The organism is Parabacteroides massiliensis (assembly GCF_900155425.1).
GTDB lineage: Bacteria > Bacteroidota > Bacteroidia > Bacteroidales > Tannerellaceae > Parabacteroides > Parabacteroides massiliensis.
In genome coordinates, this window is sequence record NZ_LT700189.1 from 96,414 (window position 1) to 115,233 (window position 18,820).

Annotated in this window: 12 protein-coding genes; 5 read left to right on the forward strand and 7 right to left on the reverse strand. The window is 50.5% G+C overall.

The window, feature by feature from the left end; translation table 11 throughout:
* Nucleotides 1–63 precede the first annotated feature (63 nt).
* A complete protein-coding gene (locus BQ9893_RS00395; protein ID WP_075964242.1) occupies nt 64–396 on the forward strand; it encodes a cupin domain-containing protein in 333 nt (110 codons plus the stop codon).
* A 90-nt stretch (nt 397–486) separates the two neighbouring features.
* Here BQ9893_RS00395 and BQ9893_RS00400 read toward each other — a convergent pair whose 3' ends face one another.
* The 6 genes from BQ9893_RS00400 to gltB all read right to left on the reverse strand — a co-directional run bounded on the left by BQ9893_RS00400 (nt 487) and on the right by gltB (nt 9,212).
* Entirely contained in the window at nt 487–711 is a 225-nt protein-coding gene (locus BQ9893_RS00400; RefSeq protein WP_075964243.1) for a hypothetical protein, read from the reverse strand.
* Nucleotides 708–1,187, reverse strand: a complete 480-nt coding sequence (locus tag BQ9893_RS00405) for a DUF3990 domain-containing protein (protein ID WP_075964244.1) — start codon at nt 1,185–1,187, stop codon at nt 708–710. The genes BQ9893_RS00400 and BQ9893_RS00405 overlap by 4 nt, the downstream gene beginning before the upstream one ends.
* A complete protein-coding gene (locus BQ9893_RS00410) occupies nt 1,184–1,417 on the reverse strand; it encodes a DUF3791 domain-containing protein (protein ID WP_075964245.1) in 234 nt (77 codons plus the stop codon). Before BQ9893_RS00410 ends, BQ9893_RS00405 begins: the two co-directional genes overlap by 4 nt.
* Nucleotides 1,418–1,522: 105 nt before the next feature.
* Entirely contained in the window at nt 1,523–3,187 is a 1,665-nt protein-coding gene (asnB, locus tag BQ9893_RS00415; protein WP_075964246.1) for an asparagine synthase B, read from the reverse strand.
* Nucleotides 3,188–3,213: 26 nt separating this feature from the next.
* Nucleotides 3,214–4,647: a glutamate synthase subunit beta gene (locus BQ9893_RS00420; protein ID WP_075964247.1), complete on the reverse strand. Its 1,434-nt coding sequence runs from the start codon at nt 4,645–4,647 to the stop codon at nt 3,214–3,216.
* A 47-nt stretch (nt 4,648–4,694) separates the two neighbouring features.
* Complete coding sequence (gene gltB, locus BQ9893_RS00425) at nt 4,695–9,212, reverse strand: glutamate synthase large subunit (RefSeq protein WP_075965334.1); 4,518 nt, start codon at nt 9,210–9,212, stop codon at nt 4,695–4,697.
* A 338-nt stretch (nt 9,213–9,550) separates the two neighbouring features.
* Between gltB and BQ9893_RS00430 the strand changes: the two genes are divergently transcribed.
* Nucleotides 9,551–10,258 (forward strand): DUF169 domain-containing protein, encoded by a 708-nt coding sequence (locus tag BQ9893_RS00430; RefSeq protein WP_075965335.1) that lies wholly within the window; start codon nt 9,551–9,553, stop codon nt 10,256–10,258.
* A 56-nt stretch (nt 10,259–10,314) separates the two neighbouring features.
* Here the strand turns inward: BQ9893_RS00430 and BQ9893_RS00435 are convergent, their stop codons facing one another.
* A complete protein-coding gene (locus BQ9893_RS00435; RefSeq protein ID WP_075964248.1) occupies nt 10,315–11,859 on the reverse strand; it encodes an ATP-binding protein in 1,545 nt (514 codons plus the stop codon).
* A 529-nt stretch (nt 11,860–12,388) separates the two neighbouring features.
* Here BQ9893_RS00435 and BQ9893_RS00440 point away from each other — a divergent pair.
* The 3 genes from BQ9893_RS00440 to carB are packed head-to-tail and all read left to right on the forward strand — an operon-like array spanning nt 12,389 to nt 18,796.
* Entirely contained in the window at nt 12,389–14,281 is a 1,893-nt protein-coding gene (locus BQ9893_RS00440) for an amidophosphoribosyltransferase (RefSeq protein ID WP_075964249.1), read from the forward strand.
* Nucleotides 14,282–14,300: 19 nt separating this feature from the next.
* The gene (gene carA / locus BQ9893_RS00445) at nt 14,301–15,473 is read left to right on the forward strand and encodes a glutamine-hydrolyzing carbamoyl-phosphate synthase small subunit (RefSeq protein WP_075964250.1); all 1,173 of its coding nucleotides are present in this window, start codon (nt 14,301–14,303) and stop codon (nt 15,471–15,473) included.
* A gap of 50 nt (nt 15,474–15,523) precedes the next feature.
* A complete protein-coding gene (gene carB / locus BQ9893_RS00450; RefSeq protein WP_075964251.1) occupies nt 15,524–18,796 on the forward strand; it encodes a carbamoyl-phosphate synthase (glutamine-hydrolyzing) large subunit in 3,273 nt (1,090 codons plus the stop codon).
* Nucleotides 18,797–18,820 lie beyond the last annotated feature (24 nt).

The window sequence follows — 18,820 nt, forward strand, 5'->3', positions numbered from 1 at the left end:
ATCCTATTCCCGTTTCTGTATTTATTTTTACTTTTGTCTGTATATAAACAGAATAGGAGGAATATGGAAAGTGATAATTTTCAGTACGAGAGAGAAATGAAGTGGGATAATGCCGGTGAAGGTGTCGTCCGTCAGATCATGGCCTACAATGACGACCTGATGATGGTCAAGGTCAAGTTTGAAACCGGGGCTGTCGGCACGCCTCATACACACCCGCACACACAGGCGACTTATGTGGCAAGCGGTGTGTTCGAGTTTACGACGGATGGCGAGACAAAGATCGTCCGTCCGGGCGACGGCGTCTACATGAAACCGGGTGTCCTACACGGTTGCAAGTGCCTGGAGGCAGGCGTACTGATCGACACATTCAGCCCGATGCGCAAGGATTTTCTGTAATACATTAAAGGGTATAGTTTTTTAGGCTTTATGCTTTACGGCCTATCTCCGGCAATGTCCGGAGGTAGGCTATTTTTGTACCAATAAGGGCTATTGCATCTTACCCGTCAAGATTTCGTTTTCGAGGAAATCATATATATACAATGAACTTTGATAATATAAATGCGTTTTTACATCTTCAAGTTTGGCATAAGTATCGGAGTTATAAATAGTGCGCAAGGCTATTTCCGTATCCATTCCATGCCGTTCCATTAATAGCAAGGTGAGATCTTTGACTATACTTTCGACCATGTATTCTATTTCTTTCTTGTTCATAATCGTTTAAGTTTAGAAATTGCCGCTATTGTTCCAAAGAAATACTGAATTGTTATTCCTTTCATGTAAGTTAGCTTTTTGACAAGGGTTTCTAAGTCTATGATATCGTCTGTGTATCTACGTAATTGAAAACCAACACGATCATTGGCAATAGGACCTATCACAATGTCATAATCATGGATTGGATCCTTCATCGAATTATTTCTGTTAGCCAGTATAAAAAGAGCCCACTCTTCGGTGTAAGTATCAAATGATTTTACTTTCAGCTCGCCGGATGATAAGAGTGAAGCATCGAGTTCGAAAGCATATATAAAGACTTCACCTTCTCCCTGTTGGTCGATCTTAGCTTTAGCCATATCTATAGCCTGTCGTTTATCCGAAGTTAGGTAGAAGCCTTTACCGAAATCTTTATTAGGCTTAGATTTTGATAGATCTATTTGATCGAATGGTTTGTTTGTGCCGTGATATAGTATCATAGGACAAGCGCCCCTCCTTGGCGGTGACAAAAGTCGGTAATGTGTTTTATCACATCATTGAAAGAAAAAGTGTGTTCTACTCCATAATGTTTAGAAATAAATTCCAAACCTTTATATCTTTCAATGTAGTTGAAAGCCTGTTTCTTTTTTAGAGAATGGGCTTTTGCAAATTCCGATACACAAGCGATTAAGAATTCTACTTTATCTGCTATTGGGTAATTTGTATTCATATCATTTGCTGTTATTACCGATGATGTTCACAAAGATAGCGAAAATAAAATAATCCCCGTAGCAAAATATGGATTTAGGTGTGTTTTGTTACGGGGATCGGTATGTTAGTAGGCTGCTTCGTGTATTCCTTTCACTGCTCGGCCGCTGGGGTCGTTCATGTTTTTGAAGGAGGCATCCCAGGCGAGAGCTTCGGCAGTGGAACAGGCGACACTGGGTACGCTCGGCACGCTGCGGGCGGCGCTTTCACTGGGGAAATGTTCTTCGAAGATGGTACGGTAGAAGTATTCTTCTTTGTTCTGCGGCGTGTTGATCGGGAAGCGTCGGGCAGCATTCGCCATTTCGGTGTCGCTGACAGCCTCGGCTGTCACCTTCTTCAGGGTGTCGATCCAGCTGTAGCCGACACCGTCGGAGAACTGTTCTTTCTGACGCCAGGCGATTTCAGGAGGGAGCATGTCGGCAAAAGCTTCGCGGAGGATTTTCTTCTCGATCACACTGCCCGGACACATTTTTGCTTCGGGATTGAGGCGCATGGCAACGTCAAGAAACTCTTTGTCGAGGAAAGGAACGCGGCCTTCCACACCCCAGGCACACAGGCTTTTGTTGGCCCGTAGGCAATCGTACATGTAGAGTTTGCTCAGTTTGCGGACTGTCTCCTCGTGGAATGCCTTCGCATTCGGGGCTTTATGGAAATAGAGGTAACCGCCGAACACTTCGTCCGCCCCTTCACCGCTCAGCACCATCTTGATGCCCATCGACTTGATTACACGGGCCAGCAGGTACATCGGGGTAGAGGCACGGACAGTCGTCACGTCGTATGTTTCGATATAGTAGATCACGTCGCGGATGGCATCAAGCCCTTCCTCGATCGTGTAGTTGATCTCGTGGTGGACAGTACCGATATAATCAGCCACTTTCTTGGCTGCCGCCAAGTCGGGAGCGCCTTTGAGACCGACGGCGAAGGAGTGCAGCTGAGGCCACCACGCATCGGCCTTTCCTTCGGTCTCGATACGTTTGGCAGCATATTTTTTTGCGATGGCGGAGGTGATGGACGAGTCCAGGCCGCCGGAAAGAAGCACGCCGTAGGGCACGTCGCTCATTAGCTGGCGGCGTACGGCTGCTTCGAGGGCATCGTGCAGTTCCTCTACACTGGCGGGATTGTCTTTCACGTTGTCATACTCCATCCAGTCGCGGACGTACCAACGGGTGAAATCCTTATCGCGGCTATAGAAATAATGTCCCGGAGGAAACTGGTCGTATGAGGCGGCGAAACCTTCAAGTCCTTTCAGTTCGGAAGATACGAGAAGATGTCCTTCGTTGTCATAACCGATATAGAGAGGAATGACACCGATCGGGTCACGGGCGATCAGGTAGCAGTCGTTCGCTTCGTCATAGAGGGCGAAACCGAAGATACCGCTCAGTTTTTCCACACATCCGACACCATACTTGCGATAGAGGGCGAGGATGACCTCGCAGTCACTTCCGGTCTGGAATTCGTATTCGTCTTTCAGTTGTTCGCGGAGTTCGCGATGGTTGTATATCTCACCGTTGACGGTGAGGATCAGTTTGCCGTCTTTGCTTTTCAACGGTTGCCCTCCGGATGCCGGATCGACGATGGAGAGGCGTTCGTGGGCGAGAATGGCGGTCTTCCCTTGATAAATTCCGCTCCAGTCCGGACCGCGATGACGGATGCGTTTACTCATTTTTAAAGCCTGCTGACGAAGGTCGGCGGCGCTGCTATGGATGTTGAATATTGCTGTAATGCCACACATGGAAATTATGATTTTTAATTTATGAATTATGATTTATGGGGGTATAGGTATTTGTCGATGGCTGCGGCTGTTTTACGGCCGGAAGCCATGGCGCGGACAACAAGGCTGGCTCCGCTGACGGCATCGCCGGAAGCGAAGATGTTTGTGCCGGCTATCTGATTGGTTGTCGGATCGACGGCGATGTTACCGCGTGCGTCGACTGCGAGGGAAAGTTCTTTGACGAGCCCCTCCTGTTCGGGATGGATAAAACCCATTGCGAGAAACACGAGATCGGCTTCGATCACTTCCGTACGTCCGGTTTTACGCATTTCCGGACGACCGCCGTCTTTGGCGGGTAGCCATTCTACCTCTTCGACTTCGACACCTTTCAGGATGTTCTTGTCGCCAATGAAACGGACGGAGGCGAGATTCCAGCGGCGGATACAGCCCTCTTCGTGGCTACTGCTTGTTTTCAGTACCTGCGGATACATAGGCCAAGGGGTTGCCGGGTTATGCCCGACGGGAGGTTGGGGCATGATTTCGATTTGTGTCACGCTCGCGGCTCCGTGGCGGTTGGCAGTCCCGACACAGTCGCTTCCCGTGTCGCCGCCTCCGATGACGAGGACTTTCTTGCCCTTGCAGTTGATGATGCTTTTAGGCGGAATGGCGATGCCTTCGAGGATACGGTTCTGTTGTGACAACAGTTCGAGGGCGAAGTGGACACCTTTCAGATTGCGCCCTTCGATGGGAAGGTCGCGCGGCACTTCGGAACCGATGGCGACACAGACGGCATCGAACGTCGAGACGATCTCTTTGGCAGAAACTTCGCTTCCGACCATCGTGTTGACTTTAAAGATGATCCCTTCCTGTTCCATCAACCGGATGCGGCGGTCGATGATGTTCTTTCCTAATTTGAAATTCGGAATACCGAACCGGAGCAGGCCGCCCGGCAGTTCGTATTTCTCGAAAACCGTCACTTCGTATCCCAGGCGGTTCAGACGATTGGCGGCTGTCAGTCCGGCCGGACCGCTACCGATCACGGCTACCCGTTTGCCGTTGCGTACAGGGTGGACCGGTTGGATATATCCTTCACGGAAAGCAGCCTCGACGATGGAGGCTTCATTTTCGCGTATCGTGACAGGTTCGTCACAGCTCAGTTTCAGCACGCAGCTTTTCTCGCAGAGGGCAGGGCAGATGCGTCCGGTAAACTCCGGAAAGTCGCAAGTCTGCTCCAACACGTGGAAGGCTTCGCGCCATTTGCCTTTATAGAGCAGGTCCTGCCATTCGGGTTGTTTGTTACCCAGCGGGCATGCCCAGTGGCAGAAGGGCACACCGCAGTCCATGCAGCGGGAGGCCTGTGTGCGGCGGTCGCTGCTGTTGAGCGTTTGTTCTACTTCGCTAAAATCGTCGATGCGTTCGTGAACGGGACGATATCCGGCTTCTTGCCGGTGTATGGTGAGGAATGCTTTCGGATTTCCCATGTTGGTAATTTTATTTTATACTGATACTGTTTTTATGGCTCTGCTGCTTAGTAGTCGCGCTGCATTTCGGCGATCTTCTGCTGCAACTTCTTCATCTGCTCTTCCTGCAAGACCTTTTTGTATTCGATCGGGACGATCTGGATGAATTCATCCACATACTTGTCCCAGTTGTCGAGCATCTTGCCTGCGAGATGGCTGCCGGTGAAATGATAGTGTTTGCGGATCAACTCGTGCAGTTCCTTGCGTGTCGCACTGTCTTCGATCAGCGAGAGTTCGACCATTTCCATATTGCAGTAGTAATCGAAGTCCCCTTCCTTGTTCCAGACATACGCGACACCGCCGCTCATACCGGCAGCGAAGTTACGTCCTGTACGTCCGAGGACCACTACGCGGCCGCCGGTCATATATTCACAACAATGGTCACCGACCCCTTCCACGACAGCGATAGCGCCGGAATTACGTACGCAGAAACGTTCGCCAACCCGTCCGTTGATATACACTTCGCCGCTTGTCGCGCCATACATCAGGGTGTTTCCGGCAATCGTGTTGTTCTCGGCTACGAAGGTCGACCGTACCGGAGGCATCACGCTGATACGCCCGCCGCTCAATCCTTTGCCTAAGTAGTCGTTGGCTTCCCCTTCGAGGCGGAAGTTGACACCGTGCGCAAGGAAGGCGCCGAAGCTCTGTCCGGCTGAACCTTTGAACTTGATATTGAGCGTATGTTCCGGCAGTCCTGCGTTACCGTATCGTTTGGCGATCTCGCCGGAGAGCATGGCGCCAACCGAGCGGTCGGTGTTGGCTATGGCATAATCCAAAGAAATCTCCTGTTGATGCTCTATGGCCGGCATGGCATGCTGGATGATGTCGCGGTCTTTCACGTTGCCGATCATATGCTCCTGTTCCGTCGTGTGCCGGACGGCATGGGTGGCCGCCTGTGCCGGGACGTGCAGCAATTTGGAGAAATCGAGTAGAGCGTATTTGCCGGATGATGCAATGGGACGCAGAGTGATCAGTTCCGTGTGCCCGATGATGTCATCCAATCGTTTGAAGCCCATCTCAGCCAAATATTCCCGGACCTCTTCGGCGAGGAAGGTGAAGAAGTTCACCAAATATTCGTGGCGGCCGTGGAAACGTTTACGCAGCTCCTCGTTTTGAGTGGCGACACCTACCGGGCAGGTGTTCATGTGGCATTTGCGCATCATCACGCAGCCCAGCACGATCAGCGCGGAGGTGGCGAAACCAAACTCTTCGGCTCCCAACAGTGCCATAAGGACGATGTCGCGTCCGGTTTTCAACTGTCCGTCGGTTTGCAGGCGGACCTGTCCGCGAAGGTTGTTCATGACCAGGGTCTGCTGCGTCTCCGACAATCCCAATTCGGGAGGTAGCCCGGCGTAGCGGATGGAACTCATCGGTGAAGCTCCCGTTCCCCCTTCGGCTCCCGATATGACGATGCGGTCGGCTTTTGCTTTTGCCACACCTGCGGCGATCGTCCCGACACCGCTTTCCGATACCAGCTTCACGCTTATCTCGGCACGCGGGTTGACGTTCTTCAGGTCGAAGATCAACTGTGCCAGGTCTTCGATCGAGTAAATGTCGTGGTGAGGAGGAGGAGAGATCAGCGAGATACCCGGGATGGAGTGGCGTGTTTTGGCAATCACATCGTTAACCTTGAATCCCGGCAACTGTCCGCCTTCTCCCGGTTTTGCTCCCTGGGCGACCTTGATCTGTATTTCGTCTGCATTCACTAAGTATTCGGCTGTCACGCCGAAACGCCCGGAGGCCACCTGCTTGATGGCGGAACGGAGGGAGAGGCCGTCTTCGCGGGGAGTGAAACGGGCGGAGTCTTCGCCGCCTTCTCCGGTGTTACTGCGTCCGTGTATCTTGTTCATCGCCATCGCTATCGTCTCGTGTGCCTCCTTGCTGATCGAGCCGAAACTCATGGCGCCTGTGACGAAACGCTTCATGATCTCGCTTGCCGGTTCCACCTCTTCGACCGGAACGGGCTTTCCCGTCCGGAAAGTCAGGAAGTCGCGAAGGAAGATCGGTGCGTCCTTTTCGTCTACAAGATGCGTATATTCTTTGAACTTCTTATAGCTGCCCAGCCGGGTCGCCAATTGAAGGGTCGAGATCGTCTCCGGGTTCCATGCATGTTTCTCACCGTCTTTACGGAAACTGTATAGCCCTTTGTGTTCAAGAACCAGGCTGTCCACTTCCCCGCCGAAAGCCTGATGGTGCAGGGCGATGGCATCGGCGGCTATCTCTTGCAGGCGGATACCGCCTATGCTGCTTGCCGTCCCGCCGAAATAGGCATCGATGAGTACGTTCGAGAGACCGACTGCTTCGAACAGTTTGGCGCCGCGATAGCTGCGGATCGTGCTGATACCCATCTTGCTCATTACCTTGAACAAGCCTTTGCAAAGCGCTTTGATATAGTTCTTGCGGGCCATCTCGTAGTTGAGCTGTATCTCCTGCTTGTCTACCATATCCTGGAGGATGGCGAATGACATGTATGGGTTGATGGCGCTCGCCCCGTAACCTAAGAGCAGGGCGGCATGCATCACTTCGCGCATTTCCCCCGTCTCCACTATCAATGCAGTCTGTACGCGTTTCTGCACGGAGATCAGGTGGTGGTGCACAGCGCTGACGGCGAGAAGCGAAGGAATGGGAGCATGGGTCTCATCCACGTTCTTATCGCTCAGGATAATGTAGTTCACGCCGTCTGTAACGGATTGTTCCGCTTGTTTGCAAAGCTGGTCGAGGGCTGCTTTCAGTCCTTCGCTGCCCCGCGACACTTCGAAGAGCATCGGCAGTTTGACAGACTTGAAACCTTTGTAGCGGATGTTGCAAAGAATATCTAATTGTGTGTTGGTCAGTATCGGATGGGCAAGGCGCACCATTTTGCAATGTGCCTCGTTCGGTGTCAGGATGTTATTTCCCACTGCACCGATATATTCCGTCAAGCTCATGACTAATTCTTCACGAAGGGGGTCGATCGGTGGGTTCGTCACTTGGGCGAACTGTTGGCGGAAATAGTTGAACAACAGCTGCGGGCGTTCGGATAGGACGGCCAGTGGCGTGTCGTTCCCCATCGAACCGACCGGCTCGGCGCTACCTGTACACATCGGAGTGATAATGCGCTCGATATCCTCGCGGCTGTATCCGAAAGCACGCAGCATCCTGTCGTATCCGGCAACGGTGTGCGAGACACGGCGGCCTGATTTCAGTTCGTCCAGCTCTACCCGGTTGTTGGCCAACCAGACGCGGTAGGGTTGTGCGTCGGCAAGCTGTTTTTTCAGTTCGCCGTCGTAATAGATTTTGCCTTCTTCCGTATCGACCAACAGGATCTTGCCCGGTTGCAGGCGGCCTTTTTCTTTTATCTCACCCGGCTCGAAGTCCATCACACCCACTTCGGATGCCACGACCATCATGCCGTTTTTCGTGATCAGGTAGCGTGCCGGGCGCAGACCGTTACGGTCGAGCATCCCTCCGGCATATCGCCCGTCGCTGAAGAGCAGGGCGGCCGGTCCGTCCCACGGTTCCATCAGGATGGAATGATATTCGTAGAACGCTTTCAGGTCTTCCGATATCGGGTTCTTCTCATTGAAACTTTCCGGAACCAGCATTGCCATGGCATGCGGCAGGCTCATGCCGGACGCTACAAAGAACTCCAACACGTTGTCCAGCGAGGCGCTGTCGCTCATGCCCGGCTGGATGATCGGGCGTATCTCGTCTATGTTCGGGATGCGGGGAGAGGAGAGGACGCTTTCGCGTGCTTCCATCCAGCCCCGGTTGCCCCGTATCGTGTTGATCTCTCCGTTGTGTGCCAGAAGGCGGAATGGTTGTGCCAGGCTCCAGGTCGGGAATGTGTTCGTGCTGAAGCGGGAGTGGACGAGTGCCAACCCGCTTGTCAGGTAGTGGTTGGTCAGATCGGGAAAATAGTGGCGAAGCTGCATCGACTCCAGCATACCTTTATATATAATGCTCTTGGTGGAAAGCGACACCACGTAGAAATCTTTCTTGTCCGGTATGTCGGATGCCGCCACCCGTTTCTCGATCCGTTTACGGATGATGTAGAGTTTCAGTTCCAATGCTTGCTGATCGTCGCATCCGGTGATGAACACCTGCTTGATATCCGGTTCCGTGTCCTGTGCGTCTTTTCCTAAGATGTCTGTGTTGACAGGGACTTTGCGCAGATGCATCAAGGTCAGCCCTTCCTTTTCGATCTCTTCGATCATGATACTGAGTATGGCCGAACGCTGCTCTTCGTCTTTCGGAAAGAAGACCAGCCCGGTTCCGTACTTACCCTTTTCAGGTACAGGAATGCCTTGTAGTAAGATGAATTCATGTGGAATTTGTAACAAGATGCCTGCCCCGTCTCCGGTCTTGTTGTCTGCTCCTTCCGCACCTCGATGCCGCATGTTTTCCAATACCTTAAGGGCAGACTCTACAATGTCGTGTGATTTACCACCGTGGACGTTTACGACCAGTCCTACGCCGCAAGCGTCATGCTCGTTAGCAGGATCGTATAATCCTTGTTTGTTGTTCAAAAGGCTTCTCTCTTTCATCATTTGTTGACCTTATGTTTGTGTAATGTTTATTTGCTTATCAAAATGTTCGACAAATATACTATATGTGTTTCAAAATGTAATGTTGTTATGCATAAAAGATGAGAGGCTTTTTTATTTTAGGAATTGGTCTGTTTCTATTTGAAAGGATATGATTGATTTGTGTGATAATTTGTAATTATATTCTTGTTTTGTTGTATAAAAATGAAAGTTTATTGTGTTTTCTATGGAAATAATCAAAATGATAACAAATGAAGCTGGCCCTGTCTTTTTGCTTAGTCGCACTTGGTTGCTCTATTTTGCGTATATTTGACAAAACCAATAAAACTGTTTATATCATGGATATAAAAGTATTTCTTAATAACTTCCGTGAAGCCTTCGGGGAGAAAGTCGACTTACCCATTGTCTTTTGGTTTTCAGATCATTCAGTGAATCCGGTCGATAAGATCGGAGGCTGTCTGTTTAAATGTATGAAAGATGTCAGGGAAGGAAAGACGGTTACCCTGAGTGTCGATACTATCGGTTGTGGCGGAGGAAAGTTCTATGCCGGTTTTACGGAGATGCCGGAGCGTATACCGGGCTTCGTGTCGTTAAAGGAAAAGTACAAACAGACACCGGAGAAGGTATCGGAGTTTCTTGATGAACTGAAAGTCCCCAGGGCAAAGTCTGCTTACCTGAACTTTGCGCGTATGGACCAGGTGGAGAGCTTCGACAATCTGGAAGGGGTGTTGTTCCTGGCTACTCCCGATATGCTTTCCGGCCTGGCTACCTGGGCTTTTTTCGATAATAACGCGCCGGATGCCGTTACCTCTCTGTTCGGTTCGGGGTGTTGCTCCGTCGTGACACAAGCCGTTGTAGAAAACAACCGGGGAGGCAAGCGTACTTTTATCGGATTTTTCGATCCTTCGGTACGTCCTTATTTCGAACCGGATATTTTAAGTTTTATGATACCGTTGTCGCGGTTCCGTGAAATGTACGATACGATGAGAAGCTGTTGCCTTTTCGACACGCATGCCTGGGAGAAGGTAAAGGCGAGGATGGAGTGACATTTACCGGATACAGCCGGACGCGTTTCCCCGCGTCCGGCAATGTATGTGTCAGGTTACACCTGCAACACCAGAATAAAACGGCTGCCTTTTTTATATTCGGAATCTATGGACAGTGTGCCGTTCATTTTTGAAGCGATCAGGGAGCAGATAGGCAATCCCAGTCCGTCGCCATCGGCCAGATCCTTGATTTCGGTAAAAGGTTTGAAGAGCACCTCCTGCTTTTCGGCTGGAATGCCCGGACCGTTATCGGTCACGATAAACTGGCAGATATGGGCTCCTTTCTTCTTGAATTCCAGCTTGATTTTGCCCGAAGTCGTGTAGTTCGCTGCGTTCCTCAACAGATGCAGCAGGATGCGTTGCAACTGTTCGGCATTAGTCTTGATTTCTATCTTCGGAATATCCGTGGTGACTTCGACGCCCGGACGGACATCCTCTTTTATCTGTTCCATCACTTTCTCGCAGAAAGAGCTGACATTAAAAGATTGCGCTTCGTAGGTTTCCAGCAAGGAGTTTTCAAGCGAAGAAAGTTCTTGTATATGGTCTCCGAACTGTTTCAGGGTATCGATGCGTGCCTGTATGGCCTTTGCCTGTCCGGGTGAGGAGGCCTGCAGTCCGGCTACCGACTTGCTCATTCCTTCCAGCGTCGGTCCCATCTGCGCCGATATGCTTTGGATGAATCCGGTCTGTTGTTCGCTGTGCTCGGTGATGGTCTGGATAGTCTTCTTCAACTTCCGGTTCAGGATGATGAAACGCATGACCATGAATGCCAGGAACACCAACGCGGCAACCAGGATGGCGATCAGCGTGCAGAGTCCGGCGATGATATACTGCTTGACTGATAACTGGCCTTCTTTTTCCTGTATCGTTTGCAGGCTGCCATTGTATTTTTGTTGCAAGGCGTCCAATTTATCCTCTTCGGTAAGCTTCTTTACTGAATCGGTCCATACCATATATTTCTCGTAGGTCTGCTCCATCAGCGGGATATTATTGGCATTGCGTGCAATCGCGATTAGATTTTGATAGCATTCACTGATTTTGCCGTATTCCTTTTTCTCCCGGTATTGGTTGACGAGTTTGTTGAAAGCTGCGTCTCCTTCACTCTTCTGCCCGAAGATATAGTAGTAATCGGTTTTTGTGTACAACAGCTCTTCGGAAAGTCCGGGATTGCCTGATTCTTCGGCCAGGTTGTCCAGTGTGTTAAGCTGGAGTTGCGCCTGTGCGGCGTTTCTCAGTTTGATATACATTTGCAGGCGCTCTTTTGTGATCATAAAACGCAGGTCGTACAGTTTCTTTTGTTCCGCCTGCTCCTGGTTCGCCACTATCTGGTTCATTTGCCGGCAAAGCTCGAACGCATCCTGATAGTTGTTCTCACGGTAATAGAGGGAGGCCGCTTGTGTTCCGCATTCGATTGCCTGCGTTGCTTTTCCTTCATTTGCATACTCCTTATATGCCTGGATATAAAGATTGCGGGCTTTCATATAGTCTTTGTTCTCAAAGCTACTTTGGGCCTGTCGTTTAAAATTGTCCGCATTGTCTTGTGCCTGAAGGGAAACACAGAAACCGATGATGAGGATGATAATGGAGTAATAGATTCTCATAACTTGAATTTTAACGTTAGACAAATATACAGGTTTTTTACGATAAAGGATATGGAAATGTGAGATTTTCTGGATGTTGGCCGGTCGTACGGAACATATTTGTTATTATCAAAATGACAGCACTATCCCTTCTATTTTGAATTAGTAGGCTGTTTTTTGGAAATTAGTAGCAAGGGTAATATTTTTTAACAGTCTATATGATAGCCAAAACCCTGATTGGGTTGTCAAAAAGACAAAGTGGAAAAGATTGTCGAAAATAGATTCTTTGTTTGCTTCCCCGGAACAAAAACGCTCCGATTATGATTGTAAAGGAAAAGCCTTTTGCTTTCTTACAATTCGTATAGGGTGAAAGGGTTTTTTCTTTTCATTTGACAGAATTGTCGAAAGAGTATCGTTTTATAAAATAATTTAACCAAATGGTAGATAAAGTGATTATTTCTATTAATGTGTCAAATAAATTTCGTTTGTATGAACATTATGTAATATAATGTAAGTATCTTTGCAGTCGAAATAAACAAGATAGAACCAAATGGAAGTACTTAAGCACGAGTGTGGAGTCGCCATGGTCCGGTTACTAAAGCCTTTGGAATATTATCATCAGAAGTATGGAACCTGGATGTATGGGCTCAATAAGCTCTATTTGTTAATGGAAAAGCAGCACAACCGTGGTCAGGAAGGAGCCGGTTTAGCATGCGTCAAGTTGGAAGCCAGCCCCGGCGAAGAATATATGTTTCGGGAAAGAGCGTTAGGCACTGGAGCCATTACCGAAATATTTGCCGCCGTTCATGAACATTACAAAGATTTGCCACCCGGCAAACTGAACGATCCGCTTTTTGCCAAAACAAACCTACCTTTTGCAGGAGAGCTTTATATGGGACACCTGCGTTACAGTACAACCGGTAAGTCCGGTATTTCCTATGTCCATCCCTTTTTACGCCGCAACAACTGGAGAGCCAAGAACCTCGCTCTTTGCGGTAATTTCAATCTTACTAACGTACAAGATATTTTTGAAAAGATAACAGCCATCGGCCAGCATCCGCGTGCCTATGCCGACACATTCATCATGTTGGAACAGGTCGGGCATCGTTTGGACCGCGAGGTCGAACGCCTGTATCGGCTGTATGAGGCCGAAGGACTGAAAGGGATGGAGATCACCCATGCGATCGAAGCGAATGTCGACCTGTCGAATGTCCTGAAACGTTGTGCCCCGCTGTGGGACGGCGGTTTCGTGATCTGCGGGCTGACGGGGAGCGGCGAGTCTTTCAGCGTGCGCGATCCCTGGGGCATCCGTCCGGCGTTCTATTATGCCGATGACGAGATTGTGATCCTGGCGAGCGAACGTCCGGTGATCCAGACGGTCATGAACGTCTCTGTCGATGACATACGCGAACTGAAAAGAGGAGATGCGTTGATCATCAACAAGCAAGGCGAGTGGCATACGTCGCAGATCATGGAGCCGAAAGAGAATAAGGCCTGCTCGTTCGAACGCATCTACTTCTCGCGTGGAAGCGACCGGGATATTTACCGCGAACGGAAACGATTAGGGGAAAATCTTGTGCCAGCCGTACTAAAGGCAGTGGACAATGACTTGAACCATACGGTCTTCTCCTTTATTCCGAATACGGCGGAGGTCGCCTATTTCGGGTTGCAGGAGGGGATGAACGAATATCTGAACAGGAAGAAAAAGGAATGGATCACCGATCGCAGCCACCTGCTTCAGGAGGAAGAACTGGAACAAATCCTGTCCATGCGCGTCAGATGTGAAAAAGTAGCGATCAAGGATATAAAATTGCGTACTTTCATTGCCGAAGGAAACAGCCGTAACGACCTGGCTGCCCATGTGTATGACATCACGTATGGCAGTATCGTGCCTTTCGAAGACAATCTGGTCGTGATCGACGACAGTATCGTGCGTGGCACGACACTCCGGCAGAGTATCATCGGTATCCTGGACCGCCTGAACCCGAAGAAGATCGTGGTGGTCAGTTCGTCTCCGCAGGTGCGTTATCCGGACTATTACGGTATCGACATGTCTCGCATGAGCGAATTTATCGCGTTCAAGGCTGCCGTGGCGCTTTTAGTGGACAAGGGTATGGAATCCGTCTTGCTCGGTGCCTATAAGAAAGCCAAGCAACAACAGGCCGTGCCATGCGATACGACCGTGAACTATGTGAAGGAAATTTATGCGCCTTTCACCGATGAGGAAATCTCGGCCAAGATGGTGGAATTGCTTACCCCCGCCGGGACGCATGCGAAGGTGGAGATTGTCTACCAGACGCTCGAAGGGCTGCATGCCGCCTGTCCCGATCATCCGGGCGATTGGTACTTCTCTGGCGATTATCCGACGCCGGGTGGTGCGCGAATGGTGAACGAAGCGTTCATCCATTATATGGAAGAGGAATATTTGGAAAATGAAAAATGATAATTGAATAAGATTGAAAATGACAAGAAAAACAGCAACATTGGTCTTAGACGACGGAAGCATGTTTCACGGCTTCTCTTTTGGTTTCGACAAGGCAGTGGCCGGTGAGGTGGTGTTCAACACTGCCATGACCGGTTATCCCGAAAGTCTTACCGACCCTTCGTATGCCGGGCAGTTGATGGTTCTGACCTATCCGCTGGTCGGAAACTACGGGGTGCCTCCTTTCTCTATCGAAGAGAACGGCTTGCCTACCTTTATGGAGAGTGAGAAAATTCATGCGGAGGCGATTATCGTGAGTGACTATAGCGAAGAGTATAGCCACTGGAATGCTGTGGAAAGCCTCGGCGACTGGCTGAAACGTGAAAAGATCCCCGGAATCACCGGTATCGATACCCGTGCGCTGACGAAGAAAATCCGGGAGCATGGGGTAATGATGGGACGCATCGTTATCGGGGGTACCGATAACGAAGGTGAAAGTGGAAAGGTGAAAGGAGAAAGTGAAGGGGAAATGCCGGACTACGGGAGCATCAACTATGTGGACCGCGTTTCCTGTAAAGAGATCATTGCCTACCTGCCTGACGGAACGAAAATGTCGTTTCCCGTAGATACTGACAACTTTCAACTTTCAACTTTCAACTTTCAACTCTTAAAGCGTGTAGTGCTTCTCGATTGCGGTGTGAAGGCCAATATCATCCGTAACCTTTTGAAGCGGAATGTTGCTGTGATACGTGTCCCTTGGAACTACGATTTCAATCACCTGGAATATGACGGGCTTTTCCTTTCGAACGGTCCCGGCGACCCCGATACCTGCGATGCTGCCGTCCGGAACATCCGCAAGGCACTTGATGGGGACAAACCTATCTGCGGCATTTGCATGGGAAACCAGTTGCTTGCCAAAGCCGGAGGCGCTTCTATCTATAAGTTGAAATACGGCCACCGCAGCCATAACCAACCGGTACGCATGGTGGGGACGGATAAGTGTTTTATCACTTCCCAGAATCACGGCTACGCAGTGGCGGGCGACACGTTGGGGGCTGACTGGGAACCGCTCTTTATCAACATGAACGACGGGACGAACGAAGGGATCCGGCATAAGACGAAACCTTTCTTTTCATCCCAGTTCCATCCCGAAGCATGCAGTGGGCCGACCGATACGGAGTTCATCTTCGATAAGTTTGTCGACCTTCTTTAGGGAGTGAGGCAACGTACCTAAAAATGTTAACGAATAAAAGAGTCCGAAAAATGAAAGAAGATATAAAGAAAGTCCTGATACTTGGTTCCGGCGCCCTTAAGATCGGCGAAGCGGGCGAATTCGACTATTCAGGCAGCCAGGCTTTGAAAGCCATCAAGGAGGAGGGAATCCAGACAGTGCTTATCAATCCGAACATCGCTACGGTACAGACTTCGGAAGGAGTGGCGGATACCGTTTATTTCCTGCCCGTCACCCCCTTCTTCGTCGAAAAAGTGATCGCCAAAGAACGTCCGGATGGCATCCTGCTCGCTTTTGGAGGCCAGACGGCGTTGAACTGCGGTGTGGCGCTTTACCAAAGTGGTGTGCTGGAAAAATATAACGTCCGTGTACTCGGTACTCCGGTACAGGCGATCATGGATACGGAAGACCGCGAACTTTTTGTCCGCAAGCTCGACGAGATCGGTGTGAAGACGATCAAGAGCGAAGCTGTGGAGAATGCCGAAGATGCCCGCCGGGCTGCTGCCGAGTTAGGCTATCCGGTGATTGTCCGTGCCGCTTATGCACTGGGTGGCCTCGGTTCCGGCTTCTGCGACAACGAAGAGGAACTGGATATGCTGGTCGAAAAAGCCTTCTCTTTCTCTCCCCAGGTATTGGTGGAAAAGAGCTTGAAAGGGTGGAAAGAAGTGGAATATGAAGTGGTGCGCGACCGTTTCGACAATTGCATCACGGTCTGTAACATGGAGAACTTCGACCCGCTGGGCATCCATACCGGCGAAAGTATCGTGATCGCTCCGTCGCAGACACTGACCAACAGCGAATATCATAAACTGCGCGAACTGGCTATCCGGATCATCCGCCATGTCGGCATCGTGGGCGAATGTAACGTGCAGTATGCTTTCGATCCGGAGAGCGAAGACTACCGCGTGATCGAGGTGAACGCCCGTCTTTCCCGTTCGTCTGCGCTGGCCTCCAAAGCTACCGGTTATCCGTTGGCTTTCGTCGCTGCCAAGTTGGGATTGGGCTACGGCCTCTTCGACTTGAAAAACTCGGTGACAAAGACAACAAGCGCTTTCTTCGAACCGGCTCTCGATTATGTGGTCTGCAAGATTCCGCGTTGGGATTTAGGTAAGTTTCACGGCGTGGCCCGCGAATTAGGGTCGAGCATGAAATCTGTGGGTGAGGTGATGGCGATCGGCCGCACCTTCGAAGAGGCGATCCAAAAAGGGTTGCGTATGATCGGACAGGGCATGCATGGATTCGTTGAAAACAAGGAGCTGGTGATAGCCGACATCGACAAGGCGCTCCATGAACCGACCGACACCCGTATCTTCGTTATCTCCAAAGCATTCCGCGCCGGATATACCGTCGACCAGATACACGAACTGACCAAGATAGACCGGTGGTTCCTGCAAAAACTCTATGGAATCATGTGTACCTCCAAGGAGTTGCACAAATTGACAATTGAAAATGGACAATTGGCAATTAAAAAAGAATATCGCAATCCTGATGATTGTCAATCGTCCATTGTCCATTGTCAATTGCTTCGCAAAGCGAAACGGCAAGGTTTCTCCGATTTCCAGATAGCCCGCGCCTTCGGCCTTGAGGGAAATATAGAAAAAGGTATGATGCAGGTCCGCCAGTTCCGAAAGGAACACGGCATCGTCCCGGTAGTGAAGCAGATCGATACGCTGGCTGCCGAATACCCGGCGCAGACGAACTATCTGTATCTGACCTATAGCGGTACGGAAAACGACGTGCAGTATCAGGGTGACCATCGCTCTATCGTCGTGCTGGGTTCCGGTGCTTACCGGATCGGCAGCTCGGTCGAGTTCGACTGGTGTGGCGTGCAGGCGTTGGAAACGATCCGTAAGGAAGGTTGGCGTTCGGTGATGATCAACTACAATCCCGAAACGGTTTCGACCGACTATGATATGTGTGACCGCCTTTACTTCGATGAGCTGACCTTCGAGCGTGTGATGGATATCCTCGAACTGGAAAATCCGCACGGCGTGATTGTCTCGACAGGCGGCCAGATACCCAATAACTTGGCGATGCGCCTTGACGAACAGCATGTCAATATCTTAGGAACGTCTGCCAAGAGCATCGACAATGCCGAAGACCGTGAGAAGTTCTCCGCCATGCTGGATCGTATCGGTGTGGACCAGCCGCGTTGGAAAGAGCTTTCGTCGATGGAAGATATCAACGAGTTTGTGGCCGAAGTGGGCTTCCCGGTTCTGGTCCGTCCGAGCTATGTGCTGAGTGGCGCCGCCATGAATGTCTGCTCCAACCAGGAAGAGCTCGAACGCTTCCTGCAGCTGGCGGCCAACGTGTCGCAAAAACATCCGGTCGTTGTCAGCCAGTTCATCGAGCATGCTAAAGAAGTGGAAATGGATGCGGTGGCCGATAAAGGTGAGATTGTCATGTATGCCATCTCTGAACATATAGAGTTTGCCGGCGTGCATTCCGGTGATGCGACCATCCAGTTCCCCGCGCAAAAACTGTATGTCGAAACGGTTCGCCGGATCAAGCGTATCAGCAAGCAGATCGCAAAAGAGCTGAATATCTCCGGTCCGTTCAATATCCAGTATTTGGCGAAAGGCAACGAGATCAAGGTGATCGAGTGTAACCTCCGTGCGAGCCGTTCCTTCCCGTTCGTCAGCAAAGTCTTGAAGATTAACTTTATCGAACTGGCTACCCGTATCATGTTGGGCTTGCCTGTCGAGAAACCGAATAAGAACGAGTTCGATCTGGATTATGTAGGTATCAAAGCCTCCCAGTTCTCCTTCAACCGCTTGCAGAAGGCCGATCCCGTTTTGGGTGTCGACATGGCTTCGACGGGCGAAGTCGGATGTATCGGTGATGATGTTTCCGAAGCAGTTCTGAAGAGCATGCTTTCCGTCGGCCTCCGTATCCCGGAAAAGAACATCCTGCTCTCGACGGGTACACCGAAACAGAAAGTTGCCATGTTGGATGCCGCCAAGATGTTGGCATCGAAAGGTTACAACCTCTTCGCTACAGGCGGAACGCACCGTTTCCTCCGGGAAAACGGTATCCCCAGTACGTTGGTCTACTGGCCGAGCGAAGAAGGCAAGGAACCGCAAGCACTCGCTATGCTACACGAAAAGAAAATCGATATGGTTGTGAACATCCCGCGTGACCTTTCCGCCGGAGAGTTGGACAACGGCTACAAGATCCGCCGTGCCGCCATCGACCTGAACATCCCGCTTATCACGAATGCACGTCTGGCAAGTGCCTTTATCGAAGCATTCTGCACGTTGAGCATGGACGATATACAGATCCGGAGCTGGCAAGAGTATAAGTGATCCGTCACTTTTGGCTTGATATTT